Annotated in this window: 25 protein-coding genes and 1 tRNA gene; 10 read left to right on the top strand and 16 right to left on the bottom strand. The window is 53.0% G+C overall.

From position 1 onward, the window contains the following. Nucleotides 1-19: 19 nt before the first annotated feature. Nucleotides 20-1,873, bottom strand: coding sequence for an RNA polymerase sigma factor RpoD (rpoD, locus tag GT409_RS16095; RefSeq protein WP_160629171.1), 1,854 nt, complete (start codon nucleotides 1,871-1,873; stop codon nucleotides 20-22). Nucleotides 1,874-2,077: 204 nt separating this feature from the next. Here rpoD and GT409_RS11200 point away from each other — a divergent pair, with 204 nt between their 5' ends. Next, the gene (locus tag GT409_RS11200; protein ID WP_269844923.1) at nucleotides 2,078-3,529 is read left to right on the top strand and encodes a PilT/PilU family type 4a pilus ATPase; all 1,452 of its coding nucleotides are present in this window, start codon (nucleotides 2,078-2,080) and stop codon (nucleotides 3,527-3,529) included. Between the two features lie 30 nt (nucleotides 3,530-3,559). On the opposite strand, the gene GT409_RS11195 is transcribed toward GT409_RS11200, so the two are convergent. Beyond that, the gene (locus tag GT409_RS11195) at nucleotides 3,560-4,183 is read right to left on the bottom strand and encodes a protein-L-isoaspartate(D-aspartate) O-methyltransferase (protein WP_233231536.1); all 624 of its coding nucleotides are present in this window, start codon (nucleotides 4,181-4,183) and stop codon (nucleotides 3,560-3,562) included. A gap of 284 nt (nucleotides 4,184-4,467) precedes the next feature. On the opposite strand from GT409_RS11195, the gene GT409_RS11190 reads away from it, so the two are divergent. From GT409_RS11190 to GT409_RS11160, 7 genes are read left to right on the top strand one after another with little or no spacing between them, the layout of a single operon-like run. Next, nucleotides 4,468-4,767 carry an iron-sulfur cluster biosynthesis family protein gene (locus GT409_RS11190; protein ID WP_160629169.1) on the top strand — a complete coding sequence of 100 codons (300 nt, stop codon included), beginning with the start codon at nucleotides 4,468-4,470 and terminating at the stop codon, nucleotides 4,765-4,767. Nucleotides 4,768-4,780: 13 nt separating this feature from the next. Continuing rightward, nucleotides 4,781-5,824: an RnfABCDGE type electron transport complex subunit D gene (locus tag GT409_RS11185; protein ID WP_160629168.1), complete on the top strand. Its 1,044-nt coding sequence runs from the start codon at nucleotides 4,781-4,783 to the stop codon at nucleotides 5,822-5,824. Next, entirely contained in the window at nucleotides 5,824-6,501 is a 678-nt protein-coding gene (locus GT409_RS11180) for an FMN-binding protein (protein WP_160629167.1), read from the top strand. The genes GT409_RS11185 and GT409_RS11180 overlap by 1 nt, the downstream gene beginning before the upstream one ends. Nucleotides 6,502-6,503: 2 nt before the next feature. After that, entirely contained in the window at nucleotides 6,504-7,130 is a 627-nt protein-coding gene (locus GT409_RS11175; RefSeq protein WP_160629166.1) for an Rnf-Nqr domain containing protein, read from the top strand. Then, nucleotides 7,127-7,753 carry an NADH:ubiquinone reductase (Na(+)-transporting) subunit E gene (locus GT409_RS11170; protein ID WP_160629165.1) on the top strand — a complete coding sequence of 209 codons (627 nt, stop codon included), beginning with the start codon at nucleotides 7,127-7,129 and terminating at the stop codon, nucleotides 7,751-7,753. The genes GT409_RS11175 and GT409_RS11170 overlap by 4 nt, the downstream gene beginning before the upstream one ends. 11 nt (nucleotides 7,754-7,764) lie before the next feature. Continuing rightward, complete coding sequence (locus GT409_RS11165) at nucleotides 7,765-8,868, top strand: NADH:ubiquinone reductase (Na(+)-transporting) subunit F (RefSeq protein ID WP_233231535.1); 1,104 nt, start codon at nucleotides 7,765-7,767, stop codon at nucleotides 8,866-8,868. Between the two features lie 9 nt (nucleotides 8,869-8,877). Further along, the gene (locus GT409_RS11160; RefSeq protein ID WP_160629164.1) at nucleotides 8,878-9,348 is read left to right on the top strand and encodes a hypothetical protein; all 471 of its coding nucleotides are present in this window, start codon (nucleotides 8,878-8,880) and stop codon (nucleotides 9,346-9,348) included. An 82-nt stretch (nucleotides 9,349-9,430) separates the two neighbouring features. Here GT409_RS11160 and GT409_RS11155 read toward each other — a convergent pair whose 3' ends face one another. From GT409_RS11155 to nadD, 5 genes are read right to left on the bottom strand one after another with little or no spacing between them, the layout of a single operon-like run. Continuing rightward, nucleotides 9,431-9,865: an OsmC family protein gene (locus GT409_RS11155; protein WP_160629163.1), complete on the bottom strand. Its 435-nt coding sequence runs from the start codon at nucleotides 9,863-9,865 to the stop codon at nucleotides 9,431-9,433. A gap of 25 nt (nucleotides 9,866-9,890) precedes the next feature. Next, nucleotides 9,891-12,116 carry a primosomal protein N' gene (gene priA, locus GT409_RS11150; RefSeq protein ID WP_160629162.1) on the bottom strand — a complete coding sequence of 742 codons (2,226 nt, stop codon included), beginning with the start codon at nucleotides 12,114-12,116 and terminating at the stop codon, nucleotides 9,891-9,893. Nucleotides 12,117-12,167: 51 nt separating this feature from the next. Continuing rightward, on the bottom strand, nucleotides 12,168-12,584 hold the full coding sequence (locus GT409_RS11145; protein WP_160629161.1) for a secondary thiamine-phosphate synthase enzyme YjbQ: 417 nt from the start codon (nucleotides 12,582-12,584) through the stop codon (nucleotides 12,168-12,170). Further along, nucleotides 12,581-12,922, bottom strand: coding sequence for a ribosome silencing factor (gene rsfS / locus GT409_RS11140; protein ID WP_160629160.1), 342 nt, complete (start codon nucleotides 12,920-12,922; stop codon nucleotides 12,581-12,583). Before rsfS ends, GT409_RS11145 begins: the two co-directional genes overlap by 4 nt. 10 nt (nucleotides 12,923-12,932) lie before the next feature. Then, entirely contained in the window at nucleotides 12,933-13,553 is a 621-nt protein-coding gene (gene nadD, locus GT409_RS11135) for a nicotinate-nucleotide adenylyltransferase (protein ID WP_160629159.1), read from the bottom strand. Between the two features lie 177 nt (nucleotides 13,554-13,730). On the opposite strand from nadD, the gene trxA reads away from it, so the two are divergent. After that, a complete protein-coding gene (gene trxA, locus GT409_RS11130; protein ID WP_160629158.1) occupies nucleotides 13,731-14,042 on the top strand; it encodes a thioredoxin in 312 nt (103 codons plus the stop codon). 148 nt (nucleotides 14,043-14,190) lie between these two features. Continuing rightward, complete coding sequence (locus tag GT409_RS11125; protein WP_160627387.1) at nucleotides 14,191-15,411, top strand: ISL3 family transposase; 1,221 nt, start codon at nucleotides 14,191-14,193, stop codon at nucleotides 15,409-15,411. A gap of 28 nt (nucleotides 15,412-15,439) precedes the next feature. Here the strand turns inward: GT409_RS11125 and GT409_RS11120 are convergent, their stop codons facing one another. From GT409_RS11120 to panB, 9 genes are all read right to left on the bottom strand, one after another. Then, entirely contained in the window at nucleotides 15,440-17,734 is a 2,295-nt protein-coding gene (locus GT409_RS11120) for a sodium-translocating pyrophosphatase (protein ID WP_160629157.1), read from the bottom strand. Between the two features lie 172 nt (nucleotides 17,735-17,906). Further along, nucleotides 17,907-18,599, bottom strand: coding sequence for a lipoyl(octanoyl) transferase LipB (gene lipB / locus GT409_RS11115; protein ID WP_160629156.1), 693 nt, complete (start codon nucleotides 18,597-18,599; stop codon nucleotides 17,907-17,909). A 51-nt stretch (nucleotides 18,600-18,650) separates the two neighbouring features. Then, nucleotides 18,651-19,034 (bottom strand): glycine cleavage system protein GcvH, encoded by a 384-nt coding sequence (gcvH, locus tag GT409_RS11110; RefSeq protein ID WP_160630104.1) that lies wholly within the window; start codon nucleotides 19,032-19,034, stop codon nucleotides 18,651-18,653. Nucleotides 19,035-19,072: 38 nt separating this feature from the next. After that, a tRNA-Cys gene (locus GT409_RS11105) sits at nucleotides 19,073-19,146 on the bottom strand. Nucleotides 19,147-19,215: 69 nt separating this feature from the next. Then, nucleotides 19,216-20,058, bottom strand: coding sequence for a pantoate--beta-alanine ligase (gene panC, locus GT409_RS11100; protein WP_160629155.1), 843 nt, complete (start codon nucleotides 20,056-20,058; stop codon nucleotides 19,216-19,218). 33 nt (nucleotides 20,059-20,091) lie between these two features. Continuing rightward, a complete protein-coding gene (locus tag GT409_RS11095; protein WP_160629154.1) occupies nucleotides 20,092-20,865 on the bottom strand; it encodes a hypothetical protein in 774 nt (257 codons plus the stop codon). Between the two features lie 186 nt (nucleotides 20,866-21,051). After that, nucleotides 21,052-22,269 carry an IS256 family transposase gene (locus GT409_RS11090; RefSeq protein ID WP_160625940.1) on the bottom strand — a complete coding sequence of 406 codons (1,218 nt, stop codon included), beginning with the start codon at nucleotides 22,267-22,269 and terminating at the stop codon, nucleotides 21,052-21,054. 76 nt (nucleotides 22,270-22,345) lie between these two features. Next, complete coding sequence (locus GT409_RS11085) at nucleotides 22,346-23,662, bottom strand: C10 family peptidase (protein ID WP_160629153.1); 1,317 nt, start codon at nucleotides 23,660-23,662, stop codon at nucleotides 22,346-22,348. 247 nt (nucleotides 23,663-23,909) lie between these two features. Beyond that, nucleotides 23,910-24,683, bottom strand: a complete 774-nt coding sequence (gene panB, locus GT409_RS11080) for a 3-methyl-2-oxobutanoate hydroxymethyltransferase (RefSeq protein WP_160629152.1) — start codon at nucleotides 24,681-24,683, stop codon at nucleotides 23,910-23,912. Between the last annotated feature and the right edge of the window lie 9 nt (nucleotides 24,684-24,692).

Here is a 24,692-nt window from a genome sequence, read left to right as displayed (position 1 = left end):
TTCAGGCCTCTGAAGCTTATCAACGTCCCTGTTCGAGGAATCCTTCGAGTTTGCGGATACGGGTGGGATGCCGCATTTTACGAAGCGCTTTGGCTTCGATCTGACGAATTCGTTCCCGGGTGACATTAAACTGGCGACCCACCTCTTCCAGAGTACGCGGGTACCCATCCGTCAGGCCAAAGCGCAACGTGAGCACTTCCTGTTCGCGTTCAGTCAGCGTTTCAAGCACATCCCCGATTTTCTCACGCAGGAGGCTGAATGCCGTCATTTCAGACGGATTCTCGGCCGATTTATCTTCGATAAAGTCGCCGAAGCTGGTGTCGTCGCTGTCGCCGATCGGGGCCTGAAGAGAGATAGGCTGCTGCGCGATTTTGAGTATAGCGCGAACACGTTCCACCGGAAGGTCCATTTCCTCAGCCAGCTCTTCCGGAGTTGCCTCGCGACCGAACTCCTGCAGAAGCTGCTTCTGAACACGAAGCAGTTTATTGATGGTTTCGATCATATGAACCGGAATACGAATCGTACGAGCCTGGTCCGCAATCGAACGGGTAATAGCCTGACGAATCCACCATGTGGCATACGTTGAAAACTTGTACCCGCGACGATATTCAAACTTCTCAACCGCTTTCATCAGGCCCATATTTCCTTCCTGAATCAAATCCAGGAACGACAAGCCACGGTTAGTGTACTTTTTCGCAATACTGATTACCAAACGCAGATTGGCCTCAATCATCTCGGTTTTGGCCTGAAGCCCTTTATGGAGCCATGTGCGCAGCTCGCGGTAATGAGCAACGAACACATCCACTTCCATTAACAGCTCATCTTCAAGCTCACGCAGCTGTTTCCGGGTCGCTTTCATCTGCTCATCAGCAGTTTTGGCCCGGCTTTTATCCAGCCGCTCCATCTCACTCTGCATCTCGCGAATCTGTTTGTAGTACGGGTCGGCCTGAGAAACGATATCCTCGATGGCTTTCTGCTTGAAATAAAGCTGACTGAAATATTCAGCCAATCGCTCCTGAGCCTTATCAAAAAGCTTTTGGCTTTTTTCACGATCCGCTTTGCTTTTTCCTCGAACTGTTTCCTGAAAATACTTTCCGGCCAGATCCTGATTGCGGCGAATCCCCTGCAGCACTCGCGGAAGCGCGTTAAAGTAGTCTTCGCGGCATTCCACGTGTTTGTCACTGACAATACGGTCAAACCGCTGTTTTCCGTTTTCGATCTTATCAATCACGCCGAGGTACGCTTCTGTTGCACAACCAATCCGGTTAAATAGACTGGTTGTGTGAATCTCCGCTTCCTCAATACGTTTGGAAATTTCAACCTCCTGCTCTCGAGTCAGCAGCGGCACCTGCCCCATCTGCTTCAGATACATGCGAACCGGGTCATCCAGAACATCACTGCGAGCGCTCTGTTTTTCACGCTCTTCCTTTTCCAGCCGGGCCTTAAACTCTTCAACCTCGTCCGAGCGAATCACCTCAATTTCCATGCTCTTGAGAAGCGCGGTAACCTTTTCCACATCATCAACGGTCACCAGATCTTCCGGCAGAGCCTCTTCAATATCATCATGAGTCAGGAACCCATGATCTGCAGCAAGGGCAATCAGCTCCTTGATTTTCTCGTTCCGCTCCTCCCGCTGCATTACGGAAACCTGAACCTCCTCTTCTGAAGACTGGATCTGAGCCTTCTCTTTACCGGATTTTTCAGTGACATTCTTTTTCGGAGCCTTTTTGGCTGCCGAGGCTTTTTCCGAAGAAGTTTTTTTAGCGGGCGCTTTCTTTGCTGCTGTCTTTTTCTTGGCAACGGTCTTCTTTTTCGCGGTATCCGCCTTTTTCGTTGCTGTTTTCGTCTTAGATGCTGCTTTACTTGCGGCCATATTAAACTGCTCCGTTTCGTCAAAAGATACAAAAAGCCCATTATAGGCAGAAAGTAGAGATTAATGAAGGTTTGACGGGCAAAGGTCAAGGCTTATTCTGAAAACTTACAAAAGCCAAGTTTTCCGTCCGCGTTTGGAATATTTTGTGCTAACTTAAAGAGAGATTACCGTTGAAACCGTTACAGAGAACCCAAGGAGGAATGAGTGAATCGGATCGATAAACTGCTGGAAATCGCGATAGATAAGGGCGCCAGTGACCTGCACATCTCCTCCGGCTACAGTCCCTGCATTCGCGTGGATGGAACCATGCAGTTTCTCAGTGACTACCCCGCTCTCATTTCTGAGGATAATGATGCCATCCTTCAGGAAATTATGCCGGAACGAAATCTGCGGGAATTCGAACAAAGCTGGGACACCGACTTTGGATATGAAATTGAAGACACCGGCCGTTTCCGCGTGAATGCATTTAAAGACTCCCAGGGAACCGGAGCTGTCTTTCGTACCATTCCCACCAAGGTTCCGACCATCGAGGAACTCGGCCTCAGCTTTGCCGGAACACTGAGAGAATTATGCATGCATACCAAAGGGCTGATTATTGTAACCGGTCCTACCGGATCGGGAAAATCCACCACCCTTGCCGCCATGGTGGACCTGATCAATCGCACGCGTTCGGAACACATTATCACCATTGAGGACCCGATCGAGTTTTCCCACAACTCCAAAGGGTGCCTGATCAACCAGCGCGAAGTCCACCGACACACCCGCAGCTTTTCCGGCGCCCTGCGCGCCGCCCTTCGAGAAGACCCGGACATCGTCCTTCTCGGAGAAATGCGCGACCTGGAAACCACAGAGATTGCTCTGGAAACCGCCGAAACCGGCCATCTGGTGCTTGCAACGCTGCATACGAACACCGCAACGTCCACTGTGGACCGAATCATCGATAAATTCCCATCTGGACGCCAGAACCAGATCCGCACCCTGCTGGCAAACACGCTCACCGCCGTTATTGCGCAAACCCTGTGTAAACGGATGGACGGCGGCCGAGCCGCCGCTGCTGAGATGCTGATTGCCACTTCCGCAGTACGCGCCATGATTCGCGACGAAAAAACCCATCAACTGCCCACGGCCATTCAGGTTGGGCACAATGTCGGCATGCGCTCCTTCACCGACAGCCTCTACAATTTGGTCGCCGATGGAATTATCAACCCGCGCGAAGCATACCTCAAAGCCGTCGACAAACTGTCGATCGAACAGAAGTTTGAAGAAAAAGGAATTACCGTCGATAAAACTCTCGCTGAAATTCCGCGAGCAGAAGTTCTGTCCGAAGAAATTTCAACCGAGGACATGAACTCTCCTGAATTCCTGAAGGAACAGGCATGGCTTCTGGCAACCGACCGCAACTCCCAGGCACGCGACGGCGGCAAAGCGCTCGAATTTGCTCAGCGGGCCATCGACCTCAGCGAAAAAGATGCAGAAAGCCTGATGATTCTGGCGGCAGCCCAGGCCGAAACCGGCGATTTCAGGGAAGCCGTCGACAACGTTAAAAAAGCCATTCAGATGGCAAAATCGGAGCGAAATTCGGAACAGCTTTCCGAGCTGAAAGCCCAACTGGTTTTCTACAAAAAGGGCCAGCCTCACCCCGGCGCCGTCGCCTGATTTTTCACCTCCAGAAAACCCGATATAGATTTATACAGCTCCCGGAACCATCGGAACAAATCGAACAGGAAGGCTGTCTGTTCGAATGATTCCCCCATGCTCTTTGCGAAAGAACACCAGCTTCTGGATAACCCGGCCGACCGGCAGCATCATACGGCCCCCTTCCGCCAGCTGAACAGGTAACGCCGGAGGGACATCGTCCGGGGCACACGTGCCGATAATAACATCAAACGGGGCCTCTCCCGGCCACCCCTCCGTCCCGTCGCCGCAACGAACAATCGCCTGCTCACCCAGAACGCTTCGAGCATGCTCCGCCAGTTCCGGGATGCGTTCGATCGAGAGCACCCGGGCCCCAAGCGCTGCCAGCACTGCAGCCTGATATCCTGATCCGGTGCCGATTTCCAACACCTTCTCTCCGGACCGCACAGCTAGCGCCTGCGTCATAAACGCCACGATATACGGCTGGGAAACGGTCTGACCGAATCCAATAGGACATGGATGATCTCCATACGCATCCGCCCCGCGCAACAGTTCGGGAATAAACAAATGGCGCGGCACCTTTGCCATCACCTCAAGAACCCGGTTATCGCTGATCCCGTAGGTTCCCCGGAGCAGTTCAACCATCTCCCTGCGTGCCTGTTCGAAATCTTCCATCCGAACCTCCCCCGCTGCACGCAGAAGAATAACATACCTGTCAAAGGAAAGCCCCATTTTTCCAATTATACTGAAAAAATACCGAACGGAATCCGTTGTTTCCAAACCTTGGAAAAACCGACTCTTTTCTTTTCCGCAGCCTGGAAGCAGATTAAACTCTCACAAAAACCGAAATGAAACATCTATCATGTTTTGAACCGTCTGATGGATTCTGGTACAAAATGGATCATTTTTTATCGAAATAAGCTTTTCATGACCTTATTACTCACCTATAAAACTGAGCCATGAAACTGACTCCTGCAGCAGAAAAGCGGTTAAAAAAACTCCTTCCTCCGGAGGCCGCCGGGTTCTCCGTTACCGGCTATATCGGCACCTGCCGGGGAAGCACGCCTGTTCTCCATCCGGCTGAATGCGCGGCGGACAGCCAGGAAACCATCACAAGCAACGGAATCACTTTTTTTGTAAACGCCGACATTGCGGGCGTCTTTCGCGAGTGCGAAATGGACTACGACCCCGCCCTGTTCGGAAAAGGACTGAACGCTGTCTGGCCGCACCGCGAAGGTTGCGCCTGCCACCAAGGTTGAACGGAGATCCAGCATGCCGACTGATACAAAGAAAAAGCCCTGGCTTAAACAGCAGCCGATGATGCGCAAAGTGGAAATCGCTCTGATGCCTCCTCTTCTCGGCGCCATTTACTTTTTTGGATGGCGCACTCTGGCCATCGTGATCTGGGTGGCAATTGTCGGCGCGGCAACCGAATATTTTATGTCAAAAAAACGCGGCGACACCGTCAGCGAAGCTGTATTCGTGACATCGCTCCTGCTCGGACTCTCCCTTCCGCCGACGATTCCCTTCTGGCAGGCCGGTGTCGGCGCATTTGTCGCCATCCTGTTCGGCAAAGAGGTATTCGGAGGATTTCCGCGCAACGTATTCAATCCGGCCATTGTCGGCCGCGGCTTTCTTTACGTCTGCTTCCCGACCGATATGACCAGCCAGTTTACGCCGGTCTGGAAAGGACTTCCCGGCGGCCTGGCTCATTGGGGTGCCAACAAAGTAATCGAGGGCATTGACGCAGTATCCGCTGCAACGCCGATGTGGGCACGCCGCGACTTCGGCTTCGAGACATCATTGCTCGATCTGGTCACCGGTAATATCGGACGGCTTTTCACGGACGCCGACGGCATACAGCGTACGCTGACCGCCGGATCGATCGGTGAGGTCTCCGCCATTCTGATCCTACTCGGCGGCGGCTATCTGCTCTGGACCAAGACCGCTCAATGGCGGCTGACGGTGGCGACGCTGGCCGGGGCCATTGTCTCCACCGCGTTTTTCCGCTATGTACTCCGGGCTGATGCTGTGCCGCCGGTTCTATGGTCTCTCTGTTCCGGCGCTATGCTTTATGCCGCTTTCTTTATGGTCACGGACCCGATCACTGCGCCGAAAAATAAAAACGCCCAATGGATTTACGGTGCATTTATCGGAACCATGATTGTCTTCCTGCGCTGGAAAGCGGTTTTTGCCGGCGCGGTGGCGTTTGCCATTCTGCTCGGAAACACGCTGGGGCCATCGCTGGAAATGTTCTACAAGGCACGCGCTAAAAAGCAGAAAACCAAAGCGACTAAACAGGGAGCGGCTGCCTGATGAAACGGTTCAAAACAGTCCTGTTCATGGTGGTGATTGCCGCGCTGTACGGAGCGGGGGTAACCGGTCTTTACCTGAGTTCCGAAAAAACCGTACAGCAGAACAAGCGCTTTCTGGAACAGCGGGCTCTCGTACAGCTGTTCGGGCTCGGTGACACCCAAAAGCTCTCGAAAAAAGAAATCGCCGCCCTTGTTGAGGCACAGATCGACCGCAGTGAAACTCTGACCGATCCGCAGACCGGGAACAAGATTCAGCTGCTAAAAGCCTATAAGAGTGCCGCACAGAATCAGCTGATTGCCTACGGCTTCCCCTTTTCCGGCATCGGCTTCTGGGCCGAAATCAACGGCTATATTGCCGTGAATGCATCGTTGCAGAAAACAGTCGGGCTCAAAGTGATCTCCCAATCGGAAACCCCCGGTCTCGGCGCACGCATTGAAGAACCTTTTTTTGTGCAGCCGTTCAAAGACGGACTGGACATCAGCAAACCGGCACCGGGGAAAAGCTATATCTATATGGGCACATCCGGTTCAAAACCGGACCCCGGCACACCGCAATATGAACGGACCTTTGACGCCATCACCGGCGCAACCCAGACCTCGCTGGCAATGGAACGGATGCTGAACGCCGCCGTCGCTCAATTCCGACGGGCGGCCGACAACCGGAAGGCAGGAGAATAACCATGGCATTCAAAGACACACTCGGAGGCCGGGCCCTGATCGGAAACCTGTGGAGAGACAATCCGGTCTTCCGCCAGGTTCTTGGAATCTGCTCCGCTCTGGCCGTAACCAATCTCTTAAAGAACACCCTGCTTATGTGCGGCGGGCTGGTTTTCACGGCAGCCCTGTCCAACCTGACGGTTTCGCTGCTGAGGAAATCCATTCCGAAGCAGGTTCGCATGATGGTTCAGGTGCTCATCATCGCCGCCTATGTCATCATCGTAGACACCTTTATCCGGGCACAGTTCCCGGACATTCACAAAACGATCGGACCGTATGTCGGACTGATCATTACCAACTGCATCATCATGGGACGCGCCGAAGCGTTTGCTTCTAAAAATCCGGCATGGCCTTCCCTGCTCGACGGCATCGGCGCCGGGCTCGGTTACAGCTTTGTGCTTATCGTTATCGCGGTATTCCGCGAGGCGCTCGGGTTTGGAACCCTGCTGGGAATTCCGCTGCCCGGCCGTGACATCTGGTGGTACCAATGGACGATCATGGTCATGCCTCCCGGTGCATTTTTCATGCTCGCACTGGTTGCATGGTTTGGAAACAGCTACGTGCTGAAAAAAGAAGGAGGTGCGAAATGATTCTGGCCGCCATCCAACCTGCTGTTGCAGAGCCCGGACTGTTCGTGCAGCTGATCGTCATTTTCCTGGCAGCTGCATTTACTGAAAATATTCTGCTGGCCCGCTTTCTGGGAATGTGCTCGTTCCTGGCAATATCACGCCAGATGAAAACCAGTCTCGGCCTCGGGTTTGCGGTTGTATTCGTCACCACATTCACTGCGGCCATCAACTGGCTGCTGCACACCTATGTCATGGTGCCGCTCCATATTGAGTTTCTCGAACTGATTGTGTTTATCGTCGTCATTGCGGCCTTCGTACAGCTGGTGGAAATGGTGATCGAACGCTTCAGTCCATCGCTCTACTTCTCACTCGGAATCTTCCTGCCGCTGATCACTGTAAACTGCGCGATTCTCGGAGTTTCCCTGTTTATGCTCAACAAAGAGGACTTTGGATTCCTCCATTCTCTGGTGTTCGGCTTCGGCAGCGGAATCGGCTGGCTGGTTGCCATCGTGCTGATGGCCGGAATCCGCGAGCAGATTAAAGAGGACAAAATCCCGGCCGGACTGCGCGGTTCAGGAATCACATTGATTATCACCGGAATTATCGCCCTCGCCTTTGTCGCTTTCAGTGGAATGATAAAGTAGGAACCTGAATTATGATGACGTTTTTAATCGCTGTCGGAAGCCTGGTTGCCATCTGTGGAATCCTGGCCCTTCTGCTGGTCATTGCCGATCGCTACCTCAACGACTACGGCATCTGCAAACTCATCATCAACAAAGGCTCGCGCGAAGAAGATGTTGAAGGCGGCTCCACACTGCTGAATTCGCTCAACTCAGCCGGAGTTTTTATTCCGTCCGCCTGCGGTGGACAGGGCAGCTGCGGACTGTGCAAACTCAAAGTGCACTCCGGCGCACCGCCGGTTCTGCCGACTGAAGAACCGCACCTCTCTCCTGAAGAAGTCAGCGAGCATGTTCGCCTGTGCTGCCAGTTGAAAGTCCATGAAGACATGGAGCTCGAAATTCCGGAAGAGCTCTTCAATATCCGAGAGTTCGAAGGAACCGTTGAGTCGCTGACGGATCTCAACCACGACATCAAACGCCTGCGCGTCGCCCTGCCGGAAGGCGAAGAACTCGACATTATTCCGGGCCAGTATGTACAGATCGAAACCCCGGCCTATAAGAAAACCCCCGAACCGGTCTACCGCGCCTACTCCATCGCCACAGATCCGCACGATAAAACGCATATCGATCTCGTCATCCGCCTCGTCCCGGGAGGCATCTGCACCACGTTTGTGTTTGAACACATGGAACCCGGACAACCCATTAAACTGAACGGGCCTTATGGAGACTTCCGCCTCACCGACACAGAAAAGGAAATGATCTTTATTGCCGGAGGATCCGGAATGGCTCCGTTCCTCAGCATGCTCGCCCATATGCGCAACGAAAACATCCAGCGCAAGGTCACGTATTTCTTCGGCGCCCGCGCAAAGCGCGACCTGATCTGCCTCGATGAAATGAAAGCGTTCGAAGAAGCTCTGCCCAACTTTAAGTTCGTCCCCTGCCTCAGTGAGCCGATGCCCGATGACAACTGGGATGGAGATACCGGACTCGTTACCGATGTGATGAAACAGCACTGCCCCGACCTTTCCAACATGGAGGCGTACCTCTGCGGATCTCCCGGAATGTGCGATGCGTCCGTCGTCGCCCTCACCGGCAACGGCATGCCGGAAGAAAATATCTTCTTCGACAAATTCAGCTAGGAGCCGGAAATGAAAAAAAACCCCGCCGAACAACAATCCCGCGACCGCATGGAACCCGGCGCCCTGACCATTGAAGGATTTCTTGGAACCGATGACCGGCCGCTGGCCGACATTATTGCAGCCGATACCGCAGAAGTCGAAGCGGCGGGGTTAACCATCGAAGAGCTTGGCGCATTTCTGGAAGGACTTCACAAGACCGCGGATGCCGGATGGGAAGGCCGAGTGCCGGCCTGCAATGGCAAAATCACCGTCCGGTCCGACGAAACACTCGGACAAATCTCCTGCCCATTCACCTCATGCGGCGATCATTGTCATAAAGCCGTCATCGGTGTCAAAGATGCCGCCGGAAATGATTTGCTGGAGTTTACGCCGCTCGACGCTCACCTAATCCGAAAACACGGATTTTTTCAGGGGAAAGGATCCCCTTACCGTATCGGCCCCAAAAAACTCATCGCGTTTTACCGCTTCTGCAAGGGCTGAAAAACAAGGAATCAAACCCGCCGCTGATGTCTGTTGGTTCCAAACATTGGAATCATCGTTTCCAATGTTTGGAAAAGTCAGATTAAACCGCTGAAACCTTCACGGACGAAGCATTAAGCAGATTCCATGAAACGGGACAGCGGGAGTCCATTTCGTGCACAAAGGCTGCTTTTTCTTCGGCAGTCATGTCGGCGTCCACATCCACACTCACACGGATTTCCTTAAACCCAACCGGATCAACCGTCGGTTTGCCGAGCAGTCCATCCGCATTCAAATCTCCCTCTACCGAAATGGTCATACCGTTTACTGCCATTCTCTTCTGCATTGCGATAATTCGACCGACTGATCCGATACATCCGGCCAAAGCAACAAACAGATATTCGAGCGGCGTGGGGCCTTCGCCATTCCCTCCCGCGGCAGCCGGTTGATCGACAATCACCTGATGCCCGCTCACCGTGCTTTCGATTTTAAATTTTGAGTCCAGCTTTGATTCAACTTTTACGGTTTTGATTGCCATTTTGGTTCTCCTTTTTTCCAGTTTATTAAAGCAAAGATGCCGCATCGATATCAATAGTGCATCTGACCCCTTTCGGCCATTTTTTGATTGCCGCGACCGCACGGCGAACCGGCCGTGTCATTTCGCCCGTCTTCTCGGCACGCAGCAGGATCTGCCAGCGATACTCGCCGCGCACACGACTGATCGGTGCCGGCACAGGCGGAGAAAGCATTACGTCTGAAGAAACGCATTGTTCCAAACATTGCCAAAGCAGGTCGCAGGTTTGCTCCACCTGACTTTCATGTTTTCCCCGCAAGGTAATGCAGGTCAGATGAGAGTACGGCGGATAGAACAGCTCTTTGCGGAATTCCAGTTCCTGATCGCAAAAGCCTTCAAAATCCATGCGCCGGGCAAACTGGATGGCGGGATGATGCGGCGTATACGTCTGCACCAGCACCTCGCCGGCCACCTGCCCGCGGCCGGCGCGACCGGCCACCTGCGTCAACAGCTGAAACACCCGCTCCCCGGCCCGGAAATCCGCCATATGCAGTGCGTGATCCGGATTCACCACTCCAACCAGGGTCACATTCGGAAAATCCAGCCCTTTGGCGATCATCTGCGTACCGATCAGAATGTCGATCTTTCCAACCCGGAATTTTGACAGAATTTCGCGGTGCGCATTTTTCTTCCGCATGGTATCCGAATCCATCCGGGCAATATTCGCTTTCGGAAAAAGCTTGGCCATCACCTCTTCAATTTTTTCGGTTCCGGCCCCGGAATACTTGAATTCCGGCGAACCGCATTCCGGACAACGATCCGGAGCACCCTGCTCATCGCCGCAAAGATGACAGATCAACCGATGCCGTGCTTTGTGATACGTTCGTTTCACACTGCAGTGTTCACACTCACTCACATACCCGCAGGCCGGACAAACCAGTGAAGCAGAAAAACCGCGACGGTTCAGGAAAATCATTGTCTGTTCAGCGCGGTCAAGCCGCGCCCGGATTTCGAAAACCAGCTCTTTGGAAAACAGCCCGCGCTTTCCGTCACGCTGGCCTTCCAGACGCATGTCCACCACCCGGATTTCCGGCATACGGCGATCGTCCACCCGCGAAGGCATATCGACATACAGATACTTACCGTTCTTCGCATTGCAATACGACTCCAGCGCGGGCGTAGCCGATCCCAGAACCACCGCGCAGTTTTCCCGATGCCCTCTCATTACCGCCGCGTCGCGCGCACTGTATCTCGGCGTCTCATCCTGCTTGTAGGTCGGCTCGTGTTCTTCATCCACCACAATCAGGCCGGGATTTTTAACCGGGGCAAACAGTGCTGAACGCGCGCCGATCACAATCGTCGCCTCGCCGGAACGAATGCGGTGCCATTCGTCATAGCGCTCGCCATCGGCAAGAGAGCTGTGCAGCACTGCCACCCGCTCCGGCTTATCGGCGAAACGGGCCCTGAAGCGATCCACCGTCTGCGGTGTCAACGCGATCTCCGGCACCAGAACAATCGCCCCCTTCCCCTGTTCGAGCGCATGGGAAATGGCCTGGAGATAGACTTCGGTCTTTCCGGACCCGGTCACTCCATGCAGCAGAACCGTCTGCGGCTTTTCCGCATCCATTGCGGTCACGATCTTTTCCAGCGCGACCGCCTGCTCCGGCATCAGTTCCAGTGGGGCCGTTTTCAGAATCTCCACGCCCGCATGCGGGTCGCGATAGACCGATTCGCTGGAAATATGAACCAATCCCTTTTTTTCCAGCGACTTCACCGGCGACGCCGTCGTTTCCGCCGCCGCGATCAGTTCAGAAAGAAGCATCGTCCCGTTTTTTTCCAAACATTGGAAAACCGCCCGCTGCTTGTCCGTCAAGTCTTCGCAAATGAGGTTTCCTGCCTCTTTTGCATTTGAATTTACCAGCGAAACCGTCAGCTGTTTTTTTTCGCCGCGGGATTTTCGGCGAACAATCGCGGGCAGCACCGAACGGACACAGGTTTCGAATGGTGCCAGATAGTATGAAGACATCCAGCGTGCCAGTTCCATGACCGGCTCGGTAATCAGAGATTTTTCGCCGAGCACTTGACTGATCGGTTTTAGCTCATCGAGATCCGATTCATCTGCCAGCCCCACCACGAAACCGTTTACGTGACGGTGTCCGAACGGCACAGATACGCGCGAGCCGATTTCGACGGTCGAAACCAGCTCGTCCGGAATCTGATAATCGAACTCCCGATCAAGGGAAAGATCGACGGCAACTTTGGCAATGCGGCTCATAAGGGAAAAAACCTTACCCGCAAACGGACACGAACTAAACGCAAATTCCGATTACTCGCCGATAATTTTTACGAGAACGCGCTTCTCGCGTTTTCCATCGAGTTCATAATAGAAAATGGCTTCCCACGGGCCGAAATCGAGCTTGCCATCGGTGATTGCAACAACCACTTCGCGCCCCATGATGGTACGCTTCAGGTGGGCATCCGCATTATCCTCGAACCCATTATGGGCGTACTGGTCGTACGGTTTTTCCGGAGCCAGCTTTTCGAGCCAGCGTTCGTAGTCGCTGTGCAGCCCGCTTTCGTTATCGTTGATGAAAACCGATGCCGTAATATGCATGGCATTTACCAGACACAATCCGTCCTGAATTCCGGACTCGCGCAGGCACTCTTCAATTTCTGGTGTGATGTGAATAATCTGCCTGCGGCGCGGGGCCTTAAACCAGAGTTCTTTTCGATACGACTTCACAACTCCACTCTCTTTGCATCTTTCCAGAGTTTTTCGAGGTCGTAGAGGCTGCGCATTTCAAAGCTGAACACGTGAACCATCACGCCGTCGTAGTCGGCAATCACCCATCCGCTGTTGCCGTCACCGGCATGACGGGCTTCCCGGTAATGCTCGTTTTTGCACAGCCGCTGGAAACCGTCACCCAATGCCTTCAGGTGCGGGGCATTAGCCGCCGTGGCAATCACAAAATAATCGGCAATATTAGCCACTTCGCGCAGATCCAACACTACGATATTTTCTGCTTTTTTACCGTCCAGAAACTGAACGGATTTCGTCAAAAATTCAGGCACTTGCTCCATACGTTTTTCCTTAGGTGTAAAGATTATGTTCGGCAATATACATTTCAACCTCGGGCGGCACAAGAGTTTGAATGCTCAGCCCTTCGGCAATGCGCATCCGGATTTCTGACGCAGACACCTCAATTTCATGAATCCGAATCAGTCGACTGAACAGCTTTTCTTTCCAACCACTGGGAAGCCCGCTTTCGGCCGCGACCTTTCCCGGACACTCCCCGCCGCGCGCCAACGGCACCACGGTACAGCTTTCGAGCAATTCTTTCGAACAATGCCAGCGATGCAGATCCACCATAGAATCCATACCGATAATGAAAAAAAGTTCCGCTCCGGGATGCTCAAATTTCAGCTGCCGGATCGTATCGATGGTGTACGACACTCCTCCGCGTACCAGTTCGATGTCTGACACATCAAACCGAAGATGATCCGCCGTTGCCAGCCGAAGCATTTCCAAACGATGACGCCCGTCAACCGGAGCGCGATCCTGCTTCAACGGCGAAACCGCTGCCGGCACAAAAATCAACTGATCCAGCTCCAGCTGCTCCACCGCATCCTGCGCAACGATCAAATGCCCGATATGCACCGGATCAAATGATCCGCCGAATATTCCAATACGCTCTGTTCTTTTTTCTTCCATGTCCAATGCCCGGAAACTTTAACGGGAAAATCGTACAAATAAACGAGAATTTTCCAATGTTTGGAAAACCGACCGGATTTACTGTATTTCAAGACCGATTTCTTTTCAACGTCCCGCTTGAAACCGGTAAACCCAACCGTTAGAGTCGTGTTTTAAACAAGTAAAAAGGAGACAGTCATGTCCGACAAAGTAAAAGAACTCAACACTGACAATTTTAATGACACGATCTCGTCCGGAACAGTTCTGGTGGATTTTTGGGCTCCGTGGTGCGGTCCGTGCAAGATGCAGACGCCTATCCTCGACAAAGTTGCTGAAGCCGTAGGAGACAAAGCTGTCGTTGCCAAGGTAAACGTCGATGAAAACTCTTCTCTCGCGGCAGAGTTCGGCGTCCGCTCCATCCCGACCCTGCTCGTTTTTAAAGACGGCAAAAAGGTTCAGGATTTCGTTGGAGTACAGCAGGAAAACACACTGGTTGATGCCCTGACCTGACATCCAGTCCATTCTGAATGCAAAAAGCCGCCCGTTTGCCGGGCGGCTTTTTTATGGTTCATGACCCATTTCCGGGGAACGAGGAGTCATAACGGAATTTTTGGTATCTTGCTTTTGCGAGAAACAACTACCAAAAGGAGATTCCGTTATGACCGCTCAAAAGATACTCAAAATTCTCGGTGAATGGGAAGGGTTCCGTGTCGGCACAGTGGGGCCGGCCCCAGGGGATCCGTCCGAAGTGTGGATCGAGTTGACAGCAGAAAATGGCTCTGGCCGTTGCAGTGGTTGCGGGTCGCTATCTCACACGGTCCATGACTCAACCATCCGGTGGATACGTGAACTTCCGGTCTTCGGGAAGACAACATGGCTGATGATTACACGACGGCGAATGCTTTGCCCCGCATGTGGCCCCAAGCTGGAAGCGCTCACTTGGCTGGACCCTTATTCGCGCTTTACCCGGCGCTTTGAAGAGTCCGTGGCTCGGTTATGCAAAGTCGCAACACACAAGCATGTTGCCGCTGAGTATGGGATTAACCGCAAGACGGTTAAAAATATTGAAAAGCGCTATCTGCAGCGTGAACTGGGGCCGATCAATCTCGCGGGAGTCGAGCTGTTGGCCATGGATGAGTTTGCGATCCAGAAAGGACATCGCTATGCCACGGTCATCGTCGATCCGACCTGCAAGAGGGTGCTCTGGATCGGTCGGGGCCGTACTCGTGCAGCAATCCATCCATTCTTCAAGTTGCTTGGCGAAGACGGCTGCAAACAGATCAAGGCCGTCGCCATGGACATGAACAGCTCGTATGAGCAGGAAGTTTGGGAGCACTGCCCGGACGCAGATATCGTCTATGACCTGTTCCATGTTGTCGCGAAGTATGGACGCGAGGTTATCGACCGGGTACGGGTGGATGAAGCCAACCGCCTACGCGATGACAAGCGCGCGCGCAGGGTCGTAAAAGGATCGCGCTGGTTACTGTTGCGCAATCGAGACAACATTACCAAGCCAAGTGATCAGGTACGTCTGGATGAATTACTGGAAGCCAATCGGAATCTGGCCACCGTATACGTGATGAAGGCCGATCTGAAAGAGCTTTGGAGCTTTCGCGATACCCGGCAGGCGCAATCGTTCTGGGATCAGTGGTACGAACGGGCGGTTCAAAGCTCCATCGAGCCTCTCATAAAGTTCGCGAATCGTCTTGCCGGATACATCAAGGGAATCATCTCCCATGCCCGCTGGCCGTTGCACACCAGCCTGCTCGAAGGTATCAACAACAAGATCAAAGTGCTCAAGCGAATGGCCTATGGCTACCGTGATGATGAGTTCTTCTTCTTAAAAATCAGGCAAGCCTTCCCCGGAAATGGGGCATGAACCTTTTTTATTGACCTGCAAATGCGACTTATTTGTCGATGAAACCAAACCATTCCTGAATCGTCGGAGAAAACCGGACAATTACCGGAGTAAACACCACGCTGACCATCGTCATCAGCTTGATGAGAATATTCAGCGACGGGCCGGAGGTGTCCTTACAGGGATCACCAACGGTGTCACCGACTACACCGGCTTTATGAGCATCAGAGCCCTTCCCCCCGTGATGTCCGCGCTCAATATACTTCTTGGCGTTGTCCCAGGCACCGCCGGCATTGTTGAGCATGGTGGCCAGCACGAAGCCGGTGGTCAGGCCGCCGGCCAGCAGCCCCATCACGCCCGGAACACCGAGAATCAAGCCCGTGACAACGGGCACAATGATGGCAAGAAGCGACGGAACGAGCATCTCCTTCTGAGCGCCTTTGGTGGAAATAGCCACGCAGGAGGCATAGTCCGGCTTGCCGGTCCCTTCCATGATTCCGGGAATTTCTTTGAACTGCCGTCGGACCTCCTCGACCATGGATCCGGCAGCACGACCGACAGCCTTCATGGTCATCGCGCAGAAAACAAAAGCCATCATTCCTCCGACAAACAACCCGCAAAGCAACAGAGGATTCATAATATGCAGTTCAAATTTATCCACGAAAAACATAATATCCGCGTCTCCGGCCGTCAGCTTACTCATACCAAGGAAGGTTCCATCTCCAGCCAGCTTGGCGATCCAGATCTTCACTTCTTCGATGTAAGCAGCGAGCAAAGCCAGTGCCGTCAGGGCGGCGGATCCGATGGCAAATCCTTTTCCGGTTGCAGCCGTGGTGTTGCCGAGCGAGTCGAGCGCATCCGTGCGTTCGCGCACCTCCGGCGCAAGATGCGACATTTCAGCATTACCGCCGGCATTGTCAGCAATCGGTCCGTAGGCATCGGTGGCCAGCGTAATCCCGAGCGTGGCAAGCATCCCGACGGCGGCAAAGCCAATGCCGTACACACCCATGGACCAATCATGCGTTCCTCCTGCAAACCCAAACGCGCACATGATGCCAACGACAATGGTAATGACCGGAATGCCCGCGGAATACATACCGGTGGCCAGTCCGTCGATAATGGTGGTTGCCGGCCCCATGACCGCCTGATCGGCGATACCCTGAGTCGGCTTGTATTCATCGGAGGTATAGTATTCGGTGGCCTGCCCGATGATCACCCCGGCAACGAGACCGGAAATCACAGAAAGCACCACCCCTCCGGAAATCAGCCCACCAAGCCACATGCCGATCAACGCCAGAACGATCAGAACCGAACTGCCAAGCGTTCCGGTCAGCAGGGCTTTGAGCAGGTTTTTCTGAGAAGCCCCCTCTTTGCAGCGAACCATAAACATGCCGATGATTGACAGAAGAGTTCCGATCCCGGCGACAATCATCGGAGCGGTTACCAGCCCAACAGCATCCTCAAACGTACCGCTTCCTTTGGAAATATGGTGCGCGCCGACGGCGGCTCCGAGAGCGGCCGTGGCGAGAATGGAGCCGCAGTAGGACTCATAGAGGTCGGCCCCCATTCCGGCGACATCGCCGACATTGTCGCCAACGTTGTCGGCGATAGTAGCGGGATTGCGCGGGTCGTCTTCCGGAATACCCGCTTCGACTTTTCCAACAAGGTCTGCGCCGACGTCCGCGGCTTTCGTGTAGATTCCGCCGCCGACGCGGGCGAACAGAGCCTGAGTTGATGCACCCATTCCGAAGGTGATCATTGTGGTGGTGATCTGCACCAGCTTTTCAACTTCAGTGCAGTTTTCCGGAACAAAGGTCATGCCTAAAAAGGAAACACCTGAGGCCATGTGTTCCGGCGTATAGAAAAGATGATCCAGCGCCCAGTACCAGATGCAGATATCGAGCAGCCCAAGGCCAACCACAACCAGTCCCATGACCGCACCGGAACGAAACGCCACCTGCAGACCGCGGTTCAGGCTTTCGGAGCATCCCTGCGCAGTACGCGACGAAGCTGCGGTTGCGGTTTTCATGCCGATAAAACCGCACAGGCCGGAAAAGAATCCGCCAGTCAGAAAAGCAAAGGGAACAAAAGGATTTTGAATACCGAAAAAGGCGAGGATCTGAAGGACAATCAGCAGGGCGAGAAAAACCAGAGCCACCACTTTGTACTGACGGATCAGATAAGCCATGGCTCCTTCACGAACGTGCCCGGCAATTTCCACCATCGTGGCATTTCCTTCGGACGCACCCATCATTTTCCTGTAAAAATAGATCGCGAACCCCAACGCCAGAATCGATGCAAACGGAGCAACCCACCAAATCCCCGGAATGACTGAACTTTCCATTTTCTCTCCCTTTCACTTTTTAACGCACGCCAAATCGGATTTAATTGGCGGAATTTTTACATTACGAAAGCAAAAAGCAAGAGACAAGAGCATTTCCTCAAACATTTGAGAAGACACTTTCAACCAAACAAACCCGATCGGCATAAATTTCCCAAGGATTGGAAAAAAGAGTTTATTCAGCAAATTTTGAAACGGGTGATTTTTCCAATGTCTCGAAAACTTCGAGATCGCGCTTACAAATCTCGGAAAAGTTGGCAAGAAGCCGGTCGCGCACGGCATCCATCGGAGGGCAGGCATCGCCGAGCACGGTCTGCATGGAGGCGACCGGCTGGCCGACGAGTCCACAGGGAACGATGGTCTGAAATCCAGACAGATCGAGACAAACGTTAAAGCTCATACCGTGGAAGGAAACCCAGCGTTTAAGGCGGAAGCCGATGGCGGCCACTTTGCCCGGCTCTGTCCACGCCCCGTTTTTGCCTTCGCGACGGAATCCCTCGATGCCGAAATCGGCCAGCGTGCGCAAAGCGACTTCTTCGAGGTTCCACAGGTATCCGTGCGAGTCGGCCTCGGAGCCGCCGAGGTAGATGATCGGATACAGCACCCACTGACCGGGTCCGTGATACGTCACATCGCCGCCGCGCTCAACGTGAAAGAGTTCGATACCGCGCTCAGCGTATTCTTCGCGGGAAAGCAGCAGATAGTTGTCGCGCCCGCGGTTGCCGAGCGTAACGGTGGGCGTGTGCTGCAGAATCAGAACGGTGTCGGGAATCTCGTCATTCTGCCGAGCCTTAAGCAGACGATGCTGCAGATCGAGGCCCTGCTGATAGGAAACCGGTTCGTTAAACTGTACCGCCCAGGATTTCATAACAAAAAAAAGGGCGGCCCGGCCGCCCTGCATCATTCTTCGTCGACGAAATCAGTCTTCGCAAAGTTCGTCGTATTCTTCAGCGCTGAGGAGCTCATCGACATCCTCTTCCTTGATGAATCTGATTTTAAAAAGCCAGCCTTCATCGTAGGGGCTGTTGTTGATCAGTTCCGGAGCATCCTCCAGAGCTTCATTGACTTCCACAATTTCTCCGGCAATCGGCGCATAAATATCAGAAGCGGCTTTAACGGACTCGAGTACGGCGACTTCGTCACCGGCCTCAACATCACGACTGATTTCGGGAAGTTCGACGAATGTCAGATCAGAAAGCTGATTCTGTGCGAAGTCAGTGATACCAACCGTTGCGATGTTATCGTCGATGCGAAGCCACTCATGTGTTTTGGCGTAATAGAGATCCTGAGGGGATGCCATAATTTTCTCCTTAAAATAAACAAACAACCCGTCTCCAAAACTGGAGGCGTGAAGCGGAATTGAACCGCTGTAACAGGTTTTGCAGACCCGTGCCTAACCACTCGGCCATCACGCCCTTTACGGAAGGCCAATCAATGTACTGAGCGAAAAAATTGTTTAAAGCAAAAATTTAAAAAATCATCATTTATTTTCCCAGCACCGCGTTATCGATCAACCGGGCACCGGGGAAACGAACCGCCAGTGCAACCAGAACCGGCTTATTCAGGGTCTGGACAGGCTTGAGAGTTTCGTCGTCAACGATTTCGACATAATCAATTGATCCAGAGGTTTTTCGGATGATTTCACAGATCGAATTTTTCAGCACATTCGCCTCGCGCTCTCCTGCTGAATACAGCTCTTTGGCTTTTTCCAAACCTTGGAAAAGGCAAACGGCTTCGGCCCGTTCCTCGGGACGAAGATATTTGTTGCGAGAGCTTTTTGCGAGGCCGTCGGGCTCACGAATGGTCGGGCCGGACACAATCTCCACCGGAAAATTCAGATCGCGCACCATTCGGCGCAGAACACGCAGCTGCTGGGCATCCTTCTCGCCGAGGACCATAAAATCCGGCAGCGCGATGTGGAGCAGCTTTGCAACGACCGTACATACACCCCGGAAATGACCGGGGCGCGACGTTCCGCAGAGCACGCCGGAAAGCGATTCTTCATCCACCCAGATGCTGTGGCCGTCCAGATACATATTTTCCGGAGTCGGATAAAACAGGAAGTCGACGCCCGCTTCCCGGCAAAGTTTTTCGTCGCGCTCAAAATCGCGCGGATAAGCATCAAGATCCTCGTTCGGTCCAAACTGAGTCGGGTTGACAAAGATACTGGCAACAAGCACATCGCAGCGCGCCCGGGCTGAATGCATCAATGACAGGTGACCTTCGTGAAGGAAGCCCATCGTCGGCACAAACCCGATGGTTTTTCCCTCCCGCCGCTGAGCCTGCGCGACCGATTGCATTTCGGCAGGCGATTGAATAATTTTCATACAGATTCTCCGCAGACAGGCGGAAAGCCTGTCCTACTCTGGAAGTTCCACATCAATTTTATAGAAATTTTCAGAGCGGCTGACTGTATCGGTCCAACTGGATTGCGGCCAGAGAATATTGGTTTCCAATGGTTGAAAACCGTTCAGGAGGTTTGTTGCACCGTAGACGGAGTAAACGCGCCCGGAAGCTGCATTCCACTGCACCACAAACCCGTTCGCATTGGTCATAGAAGCTTTAAAGAGAGAATCCGGATCGGTTGGATCAAGCCCGGCGATATAAGTTCCCAGCAATGTATTTACGCCATTTGAAGCAATGGCCTCCGGGTTCGCGTTGGTTTCGCCACCGAAATACAGAATTTCCCAATCATCCGGAAGGCCATCGTCGTCAATATCACCATCATCCTCTGCAACCACAACAGTAAACGACGGAGAGCGGGCCCCATAAGAGGCTCCATCGAAGGCCTGAAAAGCCAGCGTGTTCGTGCCGACTTCCAAATTGGTTACGACTCCGCCGGTCACACTTTCGAATGTCTGCAGGGTATCCCAGCCGTACCAGTTTCCACCGGAAAAGATAATTTCATCCAGCCAGACGCCTCCAGGAGAATAATAAGATCCGGGAACATACTCGAAACGGATTAGAATTTCCGACCCGGCATAAGAGGACAGCCCCACAACAACCTGCTGCCAACTGCTTCCTCCGTTATAATCATCTAAAGAATATTCTTCGTTCCAGGTCTGCCCATCGTCATCAGAAACCATCACCCTGAAAACAGCTGAAGCCAAGCCGGCTTTCAACTGAAAACTCAATTGACTCCCGCCTTGCGGAATAAACTTATCGCGTGACGTCAAATGATAACTGGTAGTGTCCAGAATCTTTCGCACTTTCGTTTTGGAGTTCTCCATAAATTCTGTTGTTCGGGGCGGCCTCTGGGCTTCGGGCCAACGAGAATGGGTCATATAACTCGTCGGAGTTGGGTCGAAGCCCGAGGCCGCCTATGCGGCATTCTTCTTGAGTTGTTCCAGTTCGTAGAGTCGGGTCATGTTCAGGTAGCGGCGCGTCCCCCATTTGGTGCCTGCGATGTGGCGTAGACGAGCTGCGACCAGCATCAGCGCGGACTGTCCGTCAGGAAAGCTGCCGACTACGCGGGTACGTCGCCGGATCTCGCGCATAATCCGCTCCAACGGATTGTTGGTGCGGATGCGCCGCCAATGCTCCTCGGGATAGCTCATATAGCTCAGTGTTTCGTCTACGGTTCGTTGCACGTGATCGGCCGCTTTGTTCAGCTTCATGCCTTTTAGCTTTTCTACGACTGCCTGAGCCTTTTCCAAGGCCGCTTCGCGGTCTTCCTGGGCATGAATTGCTTTGAGCATGGCAGCGACTGCTTTGACTTTCTGGCGCGGTACATTCTGGAAGATGTTGCGGTACCAGTGAACCACGCAACGTTGCCAGTCGGCGGATGGATAAACCTCGGCGACCGATTCCACCAACCCAAGGCATTTATCGCTGACGATCAAGCGAACCCCTTTGAGCCCCCGCTCCTTCAGATCGCGCAAGAATGCTTGCCATCCGGCCTTGTCTTCCTTCTCGCCTTCGGCGGCACCAAGAATCTCTCGATAGCCTTCCGCATTGACTCCAATAGCGACCAGAACCGATACGTTCTTCACTTCGCCGCCCCAGCTGCGCTTCAGGCAGATCCCGTCGAGATAGACGTACGGATACTCGCCATCAATCGGGCGTGTCCGCCACTTCTCGATGCGTTCATAAACTTTTTGGTTCAGGTTACTGACCGTTCCCGGGCTGACTCGCGTGCCCCACAGTGCCTGCGTAATATCTTCAACACGGCGAACCGACACCCCGGCCAGATACATCTCCATCAACGCTTCTTCGACGGAGCTTTCACGACGACGATAGCGTTCAATGATCTGTGTCTCAAAGGGAATGCTGCGAAGCTTGGGTACTTTGAGCTTCACACTGCCGGCTTGTGTCTCCAGTCCACGCTCGTAATGGCCCGCACGAGAATCCACCCGATCCGGGCTTCGCTCATAGCGTTTTGCTCCGCACAGGGTATCCGCTTCGGCATCCAGCAGGCCGTTGAGCGTCTCCTCAACGGAGCCTCTCACCAGCTCCTGCAGATGTCCCCGCACAGCCGAGTCGTCAATTTCGATGATCTTTTTCGTGGTATCTTCCGTCGTCTTTTGGTCTCTATCCATTTGGTTCTCCTTGTGTTTGCTGACACACGGCTGGTTTTACCAGCCGGGAGAACCCCAATTCAAATGTGCGAAAGATTTAATACGCTATCTGATAACTCTCACCAAAGTAATAACTAACGCTCTTATAAAAGCAGTCGCCGGAATATCCAGCACTGTCGATGACCCAATCGTATACTGAATCACTGGATGTGCTTGGAAAATTTGAAAAATCTTCGGCGGCATCGGTAAACGTATTGCTTTGCACAACATGCTGAAGAACAGAAACCGATTGTACGTCCGCGGTTCTAACGTCGGCAATCGCCCATTCCAAAGAAACATCCGGCGAATAATTGGTCTGGCCAGCTTCTGTTTTATTAAGAGCAACCAGCGAAGGATAAAGCCCGGAGATGCAACCAGTTGCCGAATCCCCGGCAATATTATCCACCAAAAACCAGGAATTATTCGTATGAATTCCCCACCCATAGTTAATATGAAAATACTCAGAAAAACCATCATCCACATGCCCATCCGCAACAACTGCATGACCAGGTATGGTCACAATGGCAGGTCGACCAGCAAGCATATCCGCTCGGATTTGGTCTGCCACATCCTCTGGGGCTTCAGGAACATAAATATAGGTTCCTTTGTCATACCCAAACGCCCGCGGCATCATCGCGTTCAGATCGCTGGTGTAAGCACCGGATCCATCACTTTCATAATCCATATCCACAGCAACCCCGACCTCATAAATCAGTTCAGAAACGGCAGCTACCGCATCCTCCGGCTCGGTAGTCCAATAACGATAGTAGTCCTGCATGTTATCCCAGTCGTACGGATCAGAAAACACCACACTGTGAGAGCCGGTGATACTTCCATCGCTGTCCGTATAGCTGTGGCTTCCGGATCCGCGATACGGCCATTCGTAATAATTCATAATCTGCGCACCGACAACCGCCACACACCCCGCCGGAACGTGATCATCATATCCGTATGAGGCATCTGGATCATCCGGACACAACTTATTGAAATGCCTGGTCTGATCCCATGTTGTCGTCAAAAACGGTCCGTTCGTCACACCCCCCATTCCTGACACCACCGGCTCTCCATCAGCAGACGCCACAGACAGCTCTGTCCACATCACTGCGTTCTCCACCTCCTTCAGTGGCTGAAGAGAATCCTGAAAAACCGTGAAGGATGAAATCCGCATTACTGTGCGGTAGTTGTATTCCATCGAATTTTTCAGCAGAGCCCGAAATGCATTTTGCGGAAGATCTTCCAGGTTCAGAGAACCGGTATCGCTGTATGCCAGAACAGGCGCGAGCCGGTCATCGCTGTTCATAATCACAAAACCTTCCGGCTCCAGCTCAATGGCATAAAACGGCATTGATGAAGAGGTGAATTGTCGCTTCTCCATAGTCTTAATGCTGTAGGATTTCCTGACAAACGGTGACGCCATCCCCTTGAAATGGGGAGACTGTTCCGACCAATTGTCAAAAACACGCTGAATATCTGTCTTGGCAACCGGTGCAGAGTAAGCTGCTCCAGCAAACAGAACCGACATCAACAAAGCGAAAAAAAGAAACCGCAGACTTCGCATTGCCCTCCCCCAATTTAAGTGCAGGTCATAAAAGCAGAAGCTATGCTTCACGCCATTTTTTGTTTTACGGAAAATTCCCACCTTCCACATCCGCCTTATAGGCCGCCAAAGCCTGCTGGATCTGTGGTTTCAGATCGGCATACTTTTTTACAAAACCGGGAACATGACCGCGACCCAGTCCGAGCAAATCCGTAAAAACGAGAACCTGTCCGTCACAATGCGGGCCGGCCCCAATTCCAATGGTTGGAATTTTCAACGCCGCCGAAATCTTCTGTGCCAGTTCATCCGGAACACATTCCAGCACCAAGGCAAATGCTCCGGCCTGCTCAAGCACCATCGCATCATCCATTAATTTCCGGGCGGCTTCATCGGTTTTCCCCTGTTTTTTGAACCCCCCGAATTCCTTAACACTCTGCGGGGTCAGCCCAATATGTCCCAGCACCGGGATGCCGTTGGCCACGAGGGTTTCGATCAGTTCGGCCCGAATAGACCCGCCTTCAATTTTCACAGCATCAGCCCCGGCTTCTTTCAGGAAGCGGCCGGCATTTTCGACCGCGGTTCCGATCATGCCCTGATAAGACATAAACGGCATATCACCAACCACCAGCGCATTCTGCACGCCGCGCGATACGGCCGCCGTATGATGAATCATTTCATCCATGGTCACCGGCAGGGTTGTTTCATAGCCGAGTACTGTATTTGCCAGCGAGTCACCCACCAGCACCAGCGGGATTTCAGCCTCATCGGCATATGCGCCGCTCAGTGCATCATACGCTGTTACTACCGTGATTTTCTGTTTCCCCTTAAGAGATTTGATTTTTAAAGCGGTCCAGGTCATAAGCCCTCA

Origin of the sequence: Tichowtungia aerotolerans, assembly GCF_009905215.1 — a bacterium.
GTDB lineage: Bacteria > Verrucomicrobiota > Kiritimatiellia > Kiritimatiellales > Tichowtungiaceae > Tichowtungia > Tichowtungia aerotolerans.
This window is presented reverse-complemented; position numbering and strand designations above follow the sequence as displayed.